The sequence below is a fragment of the Halomonas sp. GFAJ-1 genome (assembly GCF_000236625.2).
Classification (GTDB): Bacteria; Pseudomonadota; Gammaproteobacteria; order Pseudomonadales; family Halomonadaceae; genus Vreelandella.
The window spans coordinates 1-16263 of sequence record NZ_AHBC01000003.1 but is presented as its reverse complement, the minus strand read 5'-3'; the positions used below and the strand labels follow the sequence as shown (position 1 = coordinate 16263).

The 16263-nt window shown below is 51.6% G+C and carries 12 protein-coding genes; 8 read left to right on the top strand and 4 right to left on the bottom strand.

Features of this window, described 5'->3' with window-relative positions; genetic code table 11:
* The first annotated feature begins 82 nt into the window (after positions 1 to 82).
* From MOY_RS01240 to MOY_RS01205, 8 genes are all read left to right on the top strand, one after another.
* On the top strand, positions 83 to 2569 hold the full coding sequence (locus tag MOY_RS01240; protein WP_009095627.1) for an acyl-CoA dehydrogenase: 2487 nt from the start codon (positions 83 to 85) through the stop codon (positions 2567 to 2569).
* A gap of 362 nt (positions 2570 to 2931) precedes the next feature.
* Positions 2932 to 4029: an ABC transporter ATP-binding protein gene (locus MOY_RS01235; RefSeq protein WP_009095625.1), complete on the top strand. Its 1098-nt coding sequence runs from the start codon at positions 2932 to 2934 to the stop codon at positions 4027 to 4029.
* Positions 4022 to 5125, top strand: coding sequence for an ABC transporter ATP-binding protein (locus tag MOY_RS01230; RefSeq protein ID WP_009095623.1), 1104 nt, complete (start codon positions 4022 to 4024; stop codon positions 5123 to 5125). Before MOY_RS01235 ends, MOY_RS01230 begins: the two co-directional genes overlap by 8 nt.
* Positions 5118 to 6005, top strand: coding sequence for a carbohydrate ABC transporter permease (locus MOY_RS01225; RefSeq protein ID WP_009095622.1), 888 nt, complete (start codon positions 5118 to 5120; stop codon positions 6003 to 6005). The genes MOY_RS01230 and MOY_RS01225 overlap by 8 nt, the downstream gene beginning before the upstream one ends.
* Before the next feature lies 1 nt (position 6006).
* Positions 6007 to 6900, top strand: a complete 894-nt coding sequence (locus tag MOY_RS01220) for a carbohydrate ABC transporter permease (RefSeq protein ID WP_009095620.1) — start codon at positions 6007 to 6009, stop codon at positions 6898 to 6900.
* A gap of 12 nt (positions 6901 to 6912) precedes the next feature.
* The gene (locus MOY_RS01215) at positions 6913 to 7185 is read left to right on the top strand and encodes a DUF2160 domain-containing protein (RefSeq protein WP_009095618.1); all 273 of its coding nucleotides are present in this window, start codon (positions 6913 to 6915) and stop codon (positions 7183 to 7185) included.
* 81 nt (positions 7186 to 7266) lie between these two features.
* A complete protein-coding gene (locus MOY_RS01210) occupies positions 7267 to 9006 on the top strand; it encodes an ABC transporter substrate-binding protein (RefSeq protein ID WP_009095615.1) in 1740 nt (579 codons plus the stop codon).
* 122 nt (positions 9007 to 9128) lie between these two features.
* Positions 9129 to 10775, top strand: coding sequence for a glycerol-3-phosphate dehydrogenase/oxidase (locus MOY_RS01205; RefSeq protein WP_009095612.1), 1647 nt, complete (start codon positions 9129 to 9131; stop codon positions 10773 to 10775).
* A 271-nt stretch (positions 10776 to 11046) separates the two neighbouring features.
* On the opposite strand, the gene MOY_RS01200 is transcribed toward MOY_RS01205, so the two are convergent.
* From MOY_RS01200 to MOY_RS01185, 4 genes are all read right to left on the bottom strand, one after another.
* Positions 11047 to 11271 carry a hypothetical protein gene (locus tag MOY_RS01200; RefSeq protein ID WP_009095610.1) on the bottom strand — a complete coding sequence of 75 codons (225 nt, stop codon included), beginning with the start codon at positions 11269 to 11271 and terminating at the stop codon, positions 11047 to 11049.
* A 625-nt stretch (positions 11272 to 11896) separates the two neighbouring features.
* Entirely contained in the window at positions 11897 to 13378 is a 1482-nt protein-coding gene (gene glpK, locus MOY_RS01195; RefSeq protein WP_009095608.1) for a glycerol kinase GlpK, read from the bottom strand.
* 166 nt (positions 13379 to 13544) lie between these two features.
* The gene (locus MOY_RS01190; RefSeq protein ID WP_009095606.1) at positions 13545 to 14303 is read right to left on the bottom strand and encodes a DeoR/GlpR family transcriptional regulator; all 759 of its coding nucleotides are present in this window, start codon (positions 14301 to 14303) and stop codon (positions 13545 to 13547) included.
* 88 nt (positions 14304 to 14391) lie between these two features.
* On the bottom strand, positions 14392 to 16083 hold the full coding sequence (locus MOY_RS01185) for an SLC13 family permease (protein ID WP_009095604.1): 1692 nt from the start codon (positions 16081 to 16083) through the stop codon (positions 14392 to 14394).
* Between the last annotated feature and the right edge of the window lie 180 nt (positions 16084 to 16263).

Genomic DNA, 16263 nt, shown 5'->3' with positions numbered 1-16263 from the left:
GAGAGTCTGCCAAAATTCAAACATTCGTTTAAATGCACTACCCGCTAACAAAACACGAATTAACAACCCACGGAGAGGTTATATGCTAACCCTACTGCTTATTGTGCTCGCCATTGTCGGCTTGCTCATTGTAATGCGTCGGGAGGCGGGTGCTACCCCTGCGCTCGCGGTCCTCGGTGTTCTCGGGCTTGTCGGCGTGTTATTCGGCGCCCCCATTATCGGTGTGTTATTGCTGATCGGCGCAGCCGTAGTTGCGGCTGCAGGCCTACCTGCCCTGCGCAGCAAATGGCTAACGCCACGCCTTTTTGCCGTCTTTAAAAAGGTAGCGCCCAAAGTGTCCGCTACCGAACGCACCGCGCTGGAAGCGGGCAGTGTCTCCTGGGACGGTGAGCTCTTCTCGGGCAAACCCCAGTGGAACAAGCTGCTTGACTTTAAAGATGAGGGCCTGCGTGAAGACGAGCAAGCGTTTATCGACAATCAGTGTGCAAAAGCCGCTGGCATGTGTAACGCCTGGGATATCGCGAAAGAGCGCGCCGACCTGCCCCAAGAACTTTGGGATTTCCTGAAGAAAGAGGGCTTCTTCGGAATGATTATTCCGAAAGAGTACGGCGGCTTAGGCTTTTCTGCTAAAGCGCAGTCCACGGTGCTACAGAAGCTTTCCGCCAACGAGACCCTAATGGTCACCGTGGGCGTGCCCAACTCGCTCGGCCCAGGTGAGTTGCTGCTGAAGTACGGCACTCAAGAACAGAAAGACCACTACCTGCCTCGCCTGGCCGATGGCCGCGAAATCCCTTGCTTTGGTTTAACAGGCCCGCGTGCTGGTTCTGATGCTACCTCGCTACCGGATACCGGTGTGGTCTGCAAACAGATGGTTAACGGCGAAGAAGTCGTCGGCGTTCGCCTCAACTTTGAAAAACGCTGGATTACCCTGGCGCCTATCGCCACTGTCGTTGGACTTGCTTTCCGCCTTTTCGACCCGGAAAAGCTGCTGGGCGACGAAGAAGACCGTGGCATTACCCTAGCGCTGATTCCTCGTGATACCGACGGCATGGACATTGGTCGTCGTCACCATCCTATCGGCAGTCCGTTTATGAACGGCCCGATCAAGGGTAACGACGTCTTTGTGCCGCTGGACACCATTATCGGCGGCCCAGACATGATTGGCCAAGGCTGGCGGATGCTGGTTGAGTGCCTCTCCATTGGCCGCTGCATTACCCTGCCCTCCGGCGCTACCGGTACTGCCCGCTATGCACTTGGCTGGAGCGGTGGTTTCACCCGCGTTCGCCGTCAGTTCAACGTTCCGGTGGCAGAGATGGAAGGCGTTCAGGAGCCCTTAGCACGTATGGCATCCTTGGCTTATATCTCTGCGGCGACGGTTTACCAAACCGCTAACCTGATTGACCATGGCGAGAAGCCTGCCGTGCCGTCAGCGATTTTGAAAAGCCAGCTGACTGAATTCCAACGCGTGCTGCTAAGCGATGCGATGGATGTCCATGGTGGCAAAGCGGTAACCCTTGGCCCGCGCAACTACCTGGGCATTGGCTACAGCGCTAACCCGGTAGCGATTACCGTTGAAGGCGCCAACATTATGACCCGCAACCTGATGATCTTTGGTCAGGGCGCCATTCGCTGCCACCCTTACGTCCTTGACGAGCTAGCGGCGAAAGATGCCAACGATATCAAGGCGTTTGATAAAGCCTTCTTTGGCCATGCGGGTCTAATCTTTGGTAATGCGGCGCGCGCCTTTACCTTAGGGCTTGGCCTAGGCAAATCCAGTGTGCCTTTTGATGGCCCTGCGGCTATTTATGCCCAGGATATTGCACGCCTATCTGCTGGTTTTGGCCTATGTGCCGACGCGGCCATGGCTAGCCTCGGCTCTGAGCTTAAAAAGCGCGAAATGCTCTCTGCTCGCCTAGGTGACGTGCTCTCTAACCTTTACCTGGCATCCATGGTGCTTAAGCAGTGGCAAGCAGGCGATAAAGTAGAAGGCGAAGAAGCCCTTCTGCATTACAGCTGCCGCTTCTTGCTACACCGCGCCGAGCAGGCCTTTGTTGAAATTTTTGACAACTTGCCCAATCGAGCGCTAGGTAAAGTGCTTAACGCTGTCACAATGCCCACTGGCCGTCGTTGGGATAAACCTAGTGACGACCTTGCACGGGACATAGCCCAGCGCGTCTCAAGCCATAGCGCCCTGCGCACCAAGCTACTTGCCAATACATGGGATCAGGATGACGGTACAGAGCGCAATCCGCTTGCCCGTTACAATGCCCTACTGGCTGAGTACGAGCGCGCAGAGAAAATCTACCGCACTGTTAACAAAGCGTACGCCAAAGGCGAGCTGCCGCAGACGGCACTTCACCCAGAAGCGCGAGTGGAAGCGGGCCTAGAGAAAGGGCTAATCAGCGAAGAAGATGCCCAGTTTATGCGCACCTTTGAAGCAGAAGTACTTGAAATGTTAACGGTAGACGACTTCGCCTACGATGCGTTTGCTACGGATAAATCAACCCTGATTGACCACAACGCAACGCCGGCAGCCAAGGCTACAGGCGAGGAAATGAGCGTTAAATAATCCATTCGCCTGCCCTCTAACCGGCCCTCCATTGGGGCCGGTTTTTTTGTGCCCTGCTTTTCTTGACGCTTTCTAAAGCGAAAACTTCTCGCTCATCTCCTTCGCCAAACTCTCGCAGCAACCGCTCCCTCTTCTTTTCTAACGTTAGCATGGCCTTAGACATAAGTTCAAAGGCCCAAATACGGGTATAAAATGCGTTGCAAGTTCGAAAATGATCAGCTAGCCTTTCGTTATTGAAAATCCCTGTGCGGAAACTGAGCAATCTAGTGCAGATTCCAACACCATAGCCACCATCACGCTCATCAAGCAATAACGATTTTCAGTAGCATTTTTCCAATAACAATGACGCTAGCGAGATCGGCATGTCCTTATATTTGCAGCATATTGACCACGTCGTTGGCGGGGTTACCCATATCAGCAGGATGGAACTTGAGTTAGAGCCGGGGTCGTTTAACGTGCTACTCGGGCGAACTCTGGCGGGCAAAACCACGCTAATGCGCCTAATGGCAGGTTTGGAACAGCCCTCCCAAGGAAAAATCTTCATGGCTGGCAAGGACGTTACTGGCGTTTCCGTACGAAAGCGCAACGTCTCTATGGTTTACCAGCAGTTCATCAACTACCCCAGCCTGACCGTGCGCGACAACATAGCCTCTCCCCTGAAGCTTGCCCACACCCCTAAAAAAGAGATTGAGCATCGCGTCGGTAAGATTGCTGAAATGCTTCGCATAGCGCACCTGCTGGATAGGTACCCACAGGAGCTATCCGGCGGGCAGCAGCAACGTACTGCAATGGGCCGCGCCCTGGTAAAAGAAGCTGACCTCATCTTATTCGATGAACCGCTTGTCAACCTTGACTATAAGCTTAGAGAAGAGCTTCGCGACGAGCTGCGTGAACTGTTTAAAGAGCGCAACTGTATTGCGGTTTATGCCACCACAGAGCCTAACGAAGCGCTAGCATTGGGGGGCAATACCGCAGTGCTTCATGAAGGTAAGCTTCTCCAGTACGGCCCTACCGACCAGGTTTATCGCCAGCCTAACAGCCGTTATAGCGCTGAAATGTTCTCAGAACCGCCTATTAATATTGTACCTGGAACCCTAAGCACTGCGGCTATCTCCTTTGACCCCTCTTTAAGCTTTCCCTGTGACGATGGCTTACAAAGCCTATCGAATGGCACCTATGATTTTGGGATACGCGCCTCGCATATCACCCTGTCACCCACATCGCCTAGCGATATAGAGCTGCCGGTGAATGTTGACGTCGCTGAAATAAGTGGATCTGAAACCTTTTTACATGTCAGCCATGAGCGTTTTCCGCTCGTGCTTCATCTAACTGGCATTCACGAATTTCACGTCAACACACCTATCAAGGTTTACTTCTCCAGTCGTCAGCTTTACGCCTTCGATAAACAGGGCAGCACAGTGCACGTGCCCGCAGGCCAAGGAGGCACTGTCAATGGCTGAAATTACGCTTAAGGGACTTGCCCATAGTTACAGTAAAACCCCGACGGGAAGTGACGATTATGCGATCCGCCAAATGGATCACGTCTGGCATCAAGGCGGTGCTTATGCATTGCTTGGCCCCTCTGGCTGCGGCAAGTCAACGCTACTAAATATTATCTCTGGGCTGTTAGAGCCTTCAGAAGGTGATGTGCTATTCGATGGGCAGCGGGTTAACGAACTTCCTCCCGAAGAGCGCAATATTGCTCAGGTATTTCAGTTCCCTGTTATCTACGACACCATGACGGTGTATGACAACCTGGCGTTTCCGCTTCGCAACATGAATATCCCTGAATATCGGCTCGATCCCAAAGTACGCGAAGTGGCCGATATCCTAGACCTCACGCCACTGCTCTCGCGGAAAGCCAAAAACCTCACTGCCGATGAGAAGCAAAAAGTCTCCATGGGCCGCGGGCTGGTGCGCGACGACGTCTCGGCCATCCTGTTTGACGAACCGCTGACGGTGATCGACCCGCAGCTCAAATGGAAGCTACGCCGCAAGCTCAAAGAGATTCACGAGCGCTTCAATATCACCATGATCTATGTCACCCACGACCAGCTGGAGGCGTCCACCTTCGCCGACAAAATTGCGGTCATGTACGATGGCCAGGTGGTGCAGTTCGGGACGCCCCGGGAACTCTTTGAAAAACCGGCACATACCTTTGTAGGCTACTTTATTGGTAGCCCGGGTATGAATTTCATGAGCGTCGCCCACCAAGAGGGCAAAGTGATGTTTGGCGAGCGGGCGTTACCTGTGAGCGAAGCCATACACCGTAGCGTCGCGACCGCTAGCTCCAGCAATATCAAGCTCGGCATTCGCCCGGAGTTTATTACGGTCAGCAACTCCCCAGAGACTGGCAGCGTACCTATCGAGGTCGTCAATCTACAAGATTTAGGCACCTATTCGCTGTTGAGCTTCACCCTGAACGATCAACTCTTCAAGGCACGTCTACCTGAAGGGCACGCCCCAATAATAGGTGATGCTGCCTATGCCGTGTTTTCTGATCAACACATCGCTCTCTATATCGACGAATATCTAGTGGAGATCGGCCATGAATAACAAAGTGCAAAATAACCGTGCATGGCTTTTGGTTCTTCCCATGCTGGTTCTCGTAGCATTCTCCGCCCTTATTCCGCTAATGACGGTCGTTAATTACTCGGTGCAAGACGTACTAGGCCCCAATGCACGCTTCTTTACCGGCACGGAGTGGTTTGAAAGCATTTTAAACGACTCAGCGCTTCGTGCGGCCTTTCTTCGTCAAATCCTTTTTTCGCTGACCATTTTGGCTATTCAGGTTCCCTTGGGTATCGGCATTGCCCTCATTATGCCCAAGCGCGGCTGGCAAGCATCAGCAGTACTGATCTTAATCACCCTGCCGCTGCTAATACCCTGGAACGTTGTAGGCAGCATTTGGCAAATTTTCACAAGGGGCGACATTGGCCTAATGGGATGGGGCCTGAGGGAGATTGGCATCAATTACAACATTACCCGCAATGCAGGTGATGCTTGGGCCACGATTATCTTGATGGATGTTTGGCACTGGACGCCGCTCGTCGCCATGCTTTGCTATAGCGGCCTGCGCTCAATCCCTGAAGCTTACTACCAAGCCGCGCGCATCGATCGCGCTTCAAAATGGGCGGTATTCCGTTATATCCAGCTCCCCAAGCTTACCAACGTGCTGGTCATTGCGGTGCTGTTACGTTTTATGCACTCGTTCATGATTTACGCCGAGCCCTTCGTACTTACCGGCGGTGGCCCGGGTAGTTCAACCACTTTCTTAAGCCAATCGCTGGCCACAATGGCCATCGGCCAACAAGACTTAGGCCCTTCTGCGGCATTCTCCATTATCTATTTCTTGGTCATTTTGCTGGTGAGCTGGGTGTTCTACACCACCATCATGCACATGCAAAAAGATAAGAACCCGCACGGGGGAGCATGATATGTACCATCTCGAAAATTCTCAGCAAGGTGAAAAGTACAACACCATTTTCAGCAAGACGACCCCCGCTCAGCGCCGTCGTCGGAATGCACGCAGCCGGTGGCGTTCGCGGGTGCTGTTAGGCCTGTATCTTTTCCTGATGATTCTGCCAATTTATTGGCTAATCAATATGTCGCTCCAGACGAATAGCGAAATTTTGGGTTCCATGACACTGTGGCCCCAAAACCTGACGTTTGATAACTATATTGGCATTTTCACTAACTCAAGCTGGTACATGGGCTACGTCAATTCGATGCTGTACGTTGCCATGAATATGCTGATCACTATTTGTGTCGCACTCCCGGCGGCTTATGCGTTTAGTCGTTACCGTTTTATCGGCGACAAGCATCTATTTTTCTGGCTACTCACTAACCTGATGGCGCCACCTGCGGTGTTTCTGCTGCCCTACTTCCAGCTCTACTATTCGGTGGGCCTGTTTGATACCCACATTGCCGTAGCGCTAGCCCACTGCCTGTTTAATATCCCGCTGGCTATTTGGATTTTAGAGGGCTTTATGAGCAGCGTGCCGAAAGAGATTGACGAAACGGCCTATATAGACGGTTACAGCTTTCCGCGCTTCTTTATCAAAATTTTTATACCCATGATCCGCTCTGGCATCGGCGTCACACTGTTCTTCCTGTTTATGTTCTCTTGGGTAGAGCTACTGCTGGCGAGAACATTGACCGCTACTAGCGCTCAGCCAATTGGCATGATTATGACCCGCACCTCAACCGCATCAGGCATTGATTGGGGAACGCTGGCAGCCGCTGGAGTGCTCACCATTGTGCCGGGTATTTTGGTGGTCTATTTCGTTCGTAACCATATTGCTAAGGGCTTTGCCCTCGGCCGTACCTAAGGAGGCGTTGCTATGACGTGGATGGTATGGACAACTCCAACAGCTCTGTTCTTTTCATCAATTGCCGCCATGCTAGCCGGTATGACGCTATGGGAAATTTTATCGCCCACGATTGAGCGAAAAGGTTTTTTACCCATTAGCACTACCCGTGGTGACCGGCTATTTATTGGCTTGCTATCGGCTGCCTTTATTCACCTAGGAGTTATCGGTTTTACAACGCTCTCTATCTGGATTGCACTAGCACTATCAGCGGTATGGCTGCTGGTGTTAATGCGCTGGGGCTAATGCAACAAAGCGCCTCCAGCGTTACGGAAGTATCAAGGATGGTCTCAACACCAAGGAAGAACACAACAAAACGAGGTCCACATGCGTAACATACCTTTCCAACTCACCACCCTCGCCGCTGGCTTTATGCTTGCATCGGGGACGCTGTTAGCCGACAACCATGACGCACGGGCAATTGCTGAGCGTCTGGTAGACGAGCATTTTCAAAACTCCACGCTAAGTCGTGAAGAGCAAATTGAAGAGCTTCTCTGGTTTGCTCAAGCGGCCGAACCCTTTCGGGGTATGAACATTCAAACGGTAGCCGAAGGCTTAACCACCCACGTCTATGAAAGTGAAGTATTGGCGGAAGCTTTTAGCGAGCTGACCGGTATTAACCTCACCCATAACATCATCGGCGAAGGTGACTTGGTCGATACGATGCAGAACCAGATGCAGTCCGGTAACAGTATCTACGATGGCTATATTAACGACTCTGATTCTATCGGCACCCATATTCGCTATGGCACCACCATCAACTTGTCTGAAGCAATGCAGAATGAGTGGGCTGACCTTACGCTTCCCACGCTAGACCTAGATGACTTCATCGGCCTGCAATACACCACAGGCCCCGATGGCAGTATCTATCAGCTGCCTGCTCAGCAGTTCGCCAACCTCTACTGGTTCCGCTATGACTGGTTCCAGCGTGAAGACCTGCAAGAGCAGTTTCGGGAGATTTACGGCTACGACTTAGGCGTACCCACCAACTGGACCGCGTATGAAGATATCGCCGAGTTCTTTACCGTGCATGTAGGCGAGATTGATGGAACCCGAGTTTATGGGCACATGGACTATGGCCGCCGCGACCCCTCGCTGGGCTGGCGATTCCATGATTCGTGGCTCTCCATGGCAGGTATGGGAAGTCCCGGCGTGCCTTTCGGTAACCCCGTCGATGATTGGGGCATCCGAGTTAACGAAGAGAGCCAGCCGGTCGGCGCCAGCGTAAGCCGTGGTGGTGCCACGAACTCACCAGCGTCGGTTTTCGCAATGCAAAAAGCCGTGGATTGGCTACGTGACTTTGCGCCACCAGAAGCACAAGGCATGACCTTTGGTGAAGCTGGCCCGGTACCGGCACAGGGTCATATCGCTCAGCAGATCTTTTGGTACACAGCCTTCACTGCGGATATGACCGACCCATCGGTTGCCGTCACCGACGATGAAGGCAACCCGCTGTGGCGCATGGCCCCTTCCCCCACCGGCCCCTACTGGGAAGAAGGCATGAAAGTGGGCTACCAGGACGTAGGGTCTTGGACCTTCTTTGACTCAACCCCCGAAGACCGCCGCAGCGCAGCATGGCTGTTTGCCCAGTTCACCGTAGCGAAAACAACGTCGCTTGAGAAACTGATGGCTGGCCTAACGCCGATTCGCGAGTCTGACATCTTCTCCGAGCAGATGACCGAAATGGCTCCCAAGCTGGGTGGTTTGGTGGAATTCTACCGCAGCCCGAACGAATCCAACTGGACGCCAACCGGCACCAACGTACCGGACTACCCACGCATGGCGCCGCTGTGGTGGCAAAATCTGGCACCGGTCATGAGTGGTGAGGTTACGCCCCAGGAAGGCTTGGATAAGCTCGCGGCTGATATGGATAACACCATGCACCGTCTTGCCCGTGCCAACGTCTTCGACAGCTACGCGCCGGTACTAAATGAAGAACGCGACCCTCAATACTGGCTTGACCAGGAGGGTTCTCCGAAACCTAAGCTCGACAATGAGATGCCTCAAGGCACCACCGTTCCTTATGATGAAATGATGGAAGCGTGGATGGAAGCAGGTACACGTTAATCCTTCCCAGGCGGGCTACGGCCCGCCTATTCCAGCGTTTCATCAGTGGCAAGCAGGCGTTTTGCCTACTCACATATTGAGACCGTAAACCCAGGGCTTTTTCTTTGTTAACTGGAACCGCTATGAAACTGCGTAATCGCAATATTGAGAAATTGCACACTGAAGAATTCGACGCGCTCATTATTGGCGGTGGCATCAACGGCGCTGCCACTGCTGCTGCCCTAGCAGGCAAAGGCGCTAAAGTTGCCCTTATTGATCGTGGTGATTTTGCAGGCAGTACCAGCATGCACTCCTCCAACTTAGTGTGGGGGGGGATTAAATACATGGAAAGCAAAGACTTTGCACTGGTACGCAAGCTATGTAAGAGCAGAAACCATCTGATTAAAAGCTACCCTTCGACCGTGCAGGAGATACGTTTTCTTACCACCATTACTAAAGGTTTTCGTCACTCCCCACGCTATTTGTGGGCGGGCACGTGGCTTTACTGGCTAATGGGCAATGGGTTTACAAAAATACCGCGCTTACTGTCGCCAAATAAAATCAAACAGGAAGAGCCCATCATTAATGTTGAAGGCTCAATTGGCGGGTTCGAGTACTCAGACGCATACCTCCACGACAATGATGCCCGCTTTGTTTTTAACTTTGTTCGTCATGCTCTTGATTATGGTGCTACAGCCGCGAACTATGTGGAGTCACTGGGAGCCGAACGCGAAGGTGATTGGTGGCTGACTAAGGCGCGTAATGTAATGGATGGCAGCACCTTTACCATCCGCGCCAAAGTGCTTATTAACGCTGCTGGCCCGTGGGTAGACCAGCACAATGCATTAACCGGTCAAAAAACAACCCACCAGCACATGTACTCCAAAGGTATCCACTTAATTGTTCCGCAACTAACCCGTATCAAGCGAGTTTTGGCATTTTTTGCCAGTGATGGGCGGTTATTTTTTGTCATCCCCATGGGTAATCGAACGTGTATTGGCACCACTGACACTCACATGGAGCATCCAGAAGTCGATGTAACCGCAGACGACATTGCTTTTGTGCTTGAAAACATCAATACGCGCTTAACCCTCAAAAACCCTCTTACGGCCGATGATATTATTTCTACCCGGTGCGGCGTGCGTCCGCTGGCCATTAAAGCTGACCAGGGTAGTGATCGTGATTTTTTACAACTCTCTCGTAAGCATGTTATCGATACCAACACCGAGAGCGCGCATATCAGTATTTTTGGCGGCAAGCTTACCGACTGCCTCAACGTCGGCGATGAGATTGCCGACGACGTAGCGAGGCTAGGCGTTACGCTCAGCGACCCGAACTTTCAGTGGTATGGTGAGCCCCCCCTCCCCGTCAAGCAACAGTTTATGGATCAAGCGGCACGCATGAATCTTGATGCCATGACCGCTGACAGCTCCTCTGAGCCACTCTCTTCTCGCTTGTGGCGACGCTATGCTGAAAAGGCCATGGGAATGCTTGAGGAAATCCGTCAAGACCCCTCTGAAGCCGATATTCTTATCGAAGGTACGGAGTACATACGCTGTGAGCTAGCGCATGCAAGGGATCACGAAATGATTACCCAGCTCGAAGACTTCTTACGTCGGAGAGCAAAAGTCTCTTTGGTCGTTCAACACGAGCAACTACGCCAATCAAAAGGGCTGAAAGAAGCTTGCAAAGTACTGTTTGGCGAAGAGGCAGAGGAGCGTTTTAACACGTATTTTGAACAGAATAGAGATACATCTCAACCGCCTCAGACAACTATCGAAGGTCAATAACTTTGAGTAAAAACGGTTCAAAATAAGACTGCAGGCAATAAATAAAGAACAAAGGAAAGAATTATTGAAAACCCCAGGCGCGAAATTATTTTAATGCCCCATGGGCAGTCTTTATTACTAACCAACGCTTTTATAGATTAAATCAAGTGGCTAAACAATTAGCGCTCGCTTGTTTCTCTTCGCTTTTCTTGGTTTTCTAAAAAAATGCCCCCTCACGTGTGAGGGGGCAATAATCATTGCGAGATAATAGTGATGCAAGCTAATGGCAGCACTACTCCTCGTTTTCTACGAGCAGTTGAGAGTCGCCCGCTAACACTTCATCCCACGCTTCTTCTAAGGTGTAACCTAGACGGCTATCGATGGTATCGATAACTTCAACAGCGTGTTGGAGCGACTCGCGATTGCCCTTCAGCGCGAGAACTAGCTTAGCTAAGTCCTGCTTGCTGAATGTACTAGCGATACGGTCGGCTTGTTGGCTCAATTCGGTGCAGTTCATGGTCAATCCCTCATGGTATGGTCAGCCGCTGCTTGTAGGTCGTAAAACTCGTTTACTGAAGAAAACAAAGCAGCCATCTTAATTAACGACGATTGGTGACGTTGCTACGCATGCTGAGCCGGATAAGTGCTCAGTTCGGTAACTGCGATACGGTCACAAGCTTTGCAAGACCTTCGCCTTTGGCACCTGGGTACAACATAGTGCCTCGGTTGTAGCAAGGGATCAGTTGAGTCATACCGGGATAACGATACCCCTCCCTGATCCATGACTTCACTATGGTTCACGCAAGCGATACTCACAATGCGTCATTGGCAGCAGGAGCGGTTGTAGCTTGACTACATCATGGCGATGAAAGGAGGTTTGTTGATTGATACTTTCAAGAACGTTGCTAAACGACTGTTTTAAAACAAACAGGCTATTTTGATAAGCGGAGAAATTCGCCTTTAATTACCTATTAAAATATTAATTGCTTAAAACAAAGTTTGTCGACAATTTAAAAACGAGTGCATTTTACACCGAGCAGCTAATTTCACCATACGACCAAGGGTGATAACGCGCAAAACGGTGACAATAAAAACGCCGCTATTGCAAAAGCGGCGTTATCAAAGCACTGGTGATGTGCGCCCTAGAATGATCGCACACGCGATACCGCATCCTGCCACCCTTGATAAAGGTGCTCGCGCGTCGTCTCATCCATCATAGGTGTAAAACTTTTTTCGCAACGCCACAGCTGCTCTATCTCTTCTAAAGAGTCATACCACCCTAAGCGCAGTCCAGCCAAATAAGCAGCGCCTAGCGCAGTGGTTTCAAGGATAGTGGGCCTGTCTACTTGGACATTGAGCATGTCAGCTAAAAACTGCATCACCCAGCTATTTTTGACCATGCCACCGTCGACACGAAGGTTTTTCGGTGCCGCTTCCATGTCGTCATTCATGCAGTGCTGTAGGTCGCGGGTTTGATAGCAGACAGCCTGGAGACCGGCGGCGACAATCTCAGCGATGCCAGTGTCTCGGGTAAGTCCAAATATTGCCCCTCGGGCTTTTGGGTCCCAGTGGGGAGCGCCTAGCCCCGTAAAAGCAGGCACTAGGTATACACTGTGGCCACTTCGGGTTTCCCGCGCCAGGGCTTCTGTTTCCGAGGCGTCTGCAAAAAGATTTAAGCCGTCACGCAGCCACTGTACCGTAGCGCCTGCGACAAAAATGCTGCCCTCCATGGCGTAAGTCGGCTTGCCGTTTATCCGATACCCTATGGTTGTCAGCAGCCTATTCTGCGATAACGAGGCAGTAGCCCCCGTATTAACAATCATGAAACAGCCGGTACCGTAGGTGCTCTTCCCCATCCCCGGTTGAAAACAGGCTTGGCCAACCAAGGCGGCTTGCTGATCACCGGCAACGCCAGCAATAGGCAGCGCTTTGCCTAACCAAGAGGCCTCCAGGTTGCCAAAATCGTCGCTTGAGTCCTTCACTTCCGGCAGCATATTGGCGGGAACGTTATACAGCTTTAAAAGCGACTCATCCCACTGCTGGGTATGGATGTTAAACAGCGCTGTCCGCGAAGCGTTAGTCGCATCGGTCACGTGTTTACCACCGGTTAACCGCCATATAAGAAAGCTGTCTACCGTACCAAACGCCAATTCACCACGCTCAGCCCGCTCACGAGCGCCCTCTACATTATCCAGAATCCAAGCAAGCTTAGTGGCTGAGAAATAGGGGTCAATTAACAAGCCCGTCTTAGCCTGAACTTCCTCAGTGTGGCCTTGGTCGCGAAGCGCCTGACACAGCTCAGAAGTACGCCGATCTTGCCATACAATAGCGTTGTAGAGGGGCTTTCCTGTTTTACGATCCCAAACAATCGTCGTTTCACGCTGGTTGGTAATACCAACGCCGTCAACTTGCGAAGCGGTAATATTTGCCTTGACTAGCACCTCTTTACAAGTGGCGAGAACGGTCTCCCAGATGTCTTCCGGGTCATGTTCGATCCAGCCATCTTCAGGAAAATGTTGAGGGAACTCCTGCTGGGCGACAGCGGCAATTTGCCCCTGCCGATCAAACAGAATAGCGCGGGAGCTGGTCGTACCTTGGTCGATGGCGAGAATAAAAGAGGTCATATAACATTCGCTTTGTTGTAGGTTTCTTTCGCATTTATGTTTTTACTTTCGCTTTATTATCATTCAAGGCTACCCTAGCCTCCAAAAAGGTCAAGTGCGAACTTTCCACACAACCAGAAGGTTTGCATAGCAACGATGCAATATTTCGCACTATTCAATATCAGTGCTATGCAATATGCAGCGCTACGCCATGTTGTTTAAGCAGTTGCATAATCGTTTCAGGAGGGGCCCGGTCGGTAAACAGAGCATCTAACTGAGAAATATTACCCTGGCGAACAACAGGGTTACGACGGAACTTCGAGTAGTCAGCCGCTAAGTAAATGCGCCGCGAATTAGCAATAATAGCCTGGGCAACGCGTACTTCCTGGTAGTCAAACTCCAGCAGTGAACCATCTTCATCAATACCACTGATCCCGATAATGCCGTAATCCACCTTAAACTGGTTAATAAAGTCGATGGTTGCCTCGCCAATAATACCGCCATCCCGTGAGCGCACCTGACCACCGGCAATAATCACCGTGAAGTCTTCTTTATGCTGAAGAATCGCCGCCACGTTGAGGTTGTTGGTGATAATTTCTAAGCCCTGGTGCTCCAGCAACGCTTGGGCAATCATTTCATTGCTGGTGCCGATATTGATAAACAGCGAGGAGTGGTTAGGGATATGTTCTGCTAAACAGAGGGCAATGCGCTCTTTCTCTTCCAGGTGCAAGGTTTTACGCGTGCTATAGGCCGTATTGACAGTGCTTGACTCAATTCCCACTCCACCATGTACCCGCCGCACTCGGCCTTCGTCGGCAAGAGTATTCAAATCTCGGCGAATGGTCTGCGGGGTGACTGAAAAGTGGTCGGTGAGCTGTTCTATGCTCATATAGCCGTGCTGTCGAACGAGCTCGACAATGGCATCCTGGCGAAACTGTTGGTTCATAGGCCCGGCCTGTTAATTATTTGTTTATCTTTGCGCATAGTAGATTAGCAAAATTTTCGTCACTTATAACTGCCCCATAGAAGCTACATCAAAGCGGCCACACCCAAAGGATCATAGGTATCGCAACCGCCAGCACCACTAAAGAAAGAGGCAACCCCAATTTCCAGTAGTCACCAAATCGATACCCGCCGGGGCCAAGCACGAGGGTGTTCGACTGGTGGCCAATCGGGGTCAAAAACGCACAGGAAGCACTCACTGCGACAACCATCAAAAAAGGATCCATGGAGACATCAAAGCCGCTCGCTAAGCTTGCCGCTATGGGTGCCATTAATAGCGCGGCGGCAGCGTTGTTGACCACATTGGAAAGCAGCATGGAGATAATAAACAGACCCACCAATGAGACAATAATGGGCCATTCGACGCCAAACCTAAGCAGTGCATCGGCAATAATTTCAGCCCCACCGCTGGTCTCCAGTGCCTCACCCACGGGCAGCATTGCCGCTAGCAGCACAATCACCGGGCCATCAATGGCCTGGTAACCCTCTCGCAGCGGCAGTACACCGATGAGTAGCGAGATTAATGCCGCCGTACTCATCGCAACCGCTGCAGGCAGCAAATCAAACATCATGGCCATAATGGCTAATGCGAAGATACCTATCGACATCGCCAATTTGCGCGGCTGACCTAAGTGCAGCTCGCGGTTAGCCAAAGGGAGACAACCTAAGGTGGAGAGGCTTTCAGACATTTCATTTTCACTACCCTGAAGCAGCAATACATCGCCAGTTTGAAAGCGAATATCCCGCAGGCGCTGTTTCAAACGCCCACCATCCCGCGCTACGGCCACTAAATGCAGGCCAAACTGCTGATTTAAGCGCAGCTGGCGCACGCTTCGGTTCACCATTATCGAATCGTTGCGCACCACTGCTTCAATTAGCTGCAGGCCTTCAGTATTCACCGGCTGACGTTGGTCAGCGTCTTTATCTTGAGGGCTATCGTCTGCACTCTCAGCGTTCTCATGACCATCGTCGGCGTCTTCGGGTTCCGCAATGGCGCTTAAACCTACCTTGTCTTCAAGCAGCTTCAGTTCATCGGGGCCTGCTTCAAGCAGGAGAATATCGCCCTCTTTAAGCACCCCGTGAAAATTATAGCCCGCCCTACGGTCGTCGTCCCGAACGACCGCGAGCACCGGGATCGTCTCTTCTAACTCATCACGCAACTGCTGCAGAGTCAGTCCATTGGCTTTGGAGGCTTCCGTTACGTTTAATTCCACCAAATAATTAGCGGTATCAAACATTTCTTCCGTTGAGGCTTGGCCACTGCGTTTCGGGGTTAAGCGCCAGCCCACCACCACAATAAAAACCAGGCCCACTAACGCAACCGCAATCCCCACCGGAGAAAAGCTAAACATACCAAAGCTCTCACCGGTCACACTGCCGCGATACGTGGCGATGATAATATTCGGCGGCGTTCCAATCAGCGTAGTTAACCCACCCAGAAGCGAGCCAAACGCCAGGGGCATTAATAGCAGTGAAGGGGAGGTATTGTGTTCACGGGCAAGACGCATAGCTACCGGCAATAGCAGTGCTAAGGCGCCCACGTTATTCATCACGCCAGAAAGCACCACAACGGTGCCAACTAGCACAAGCAGCTGCAGTAGCAACCGTTCGCCGACTTTTAATACTTGGTTGGCAATAATATCCACCACGCCTGAGCGCTCAAAACCACGGCTAAGCACCAACACAGCGGCTACCGTGATAACGGCTGGGTGACCAAAGCCCATAAAGGCAGCTTCGGCGGGTACTAGGTTTTGTACGAAAAGCCTTATCTGCTAACTTTACCTATGCAAAAGCAGCATAGGGGAAAACAATGGTCGGACGTTACGAGATTTCTGATGACGGCTGGGCACAGATCGAAGATATCGTGGCTCCTCCTCAAACCATGGGCAGACCCAGGCGGGATG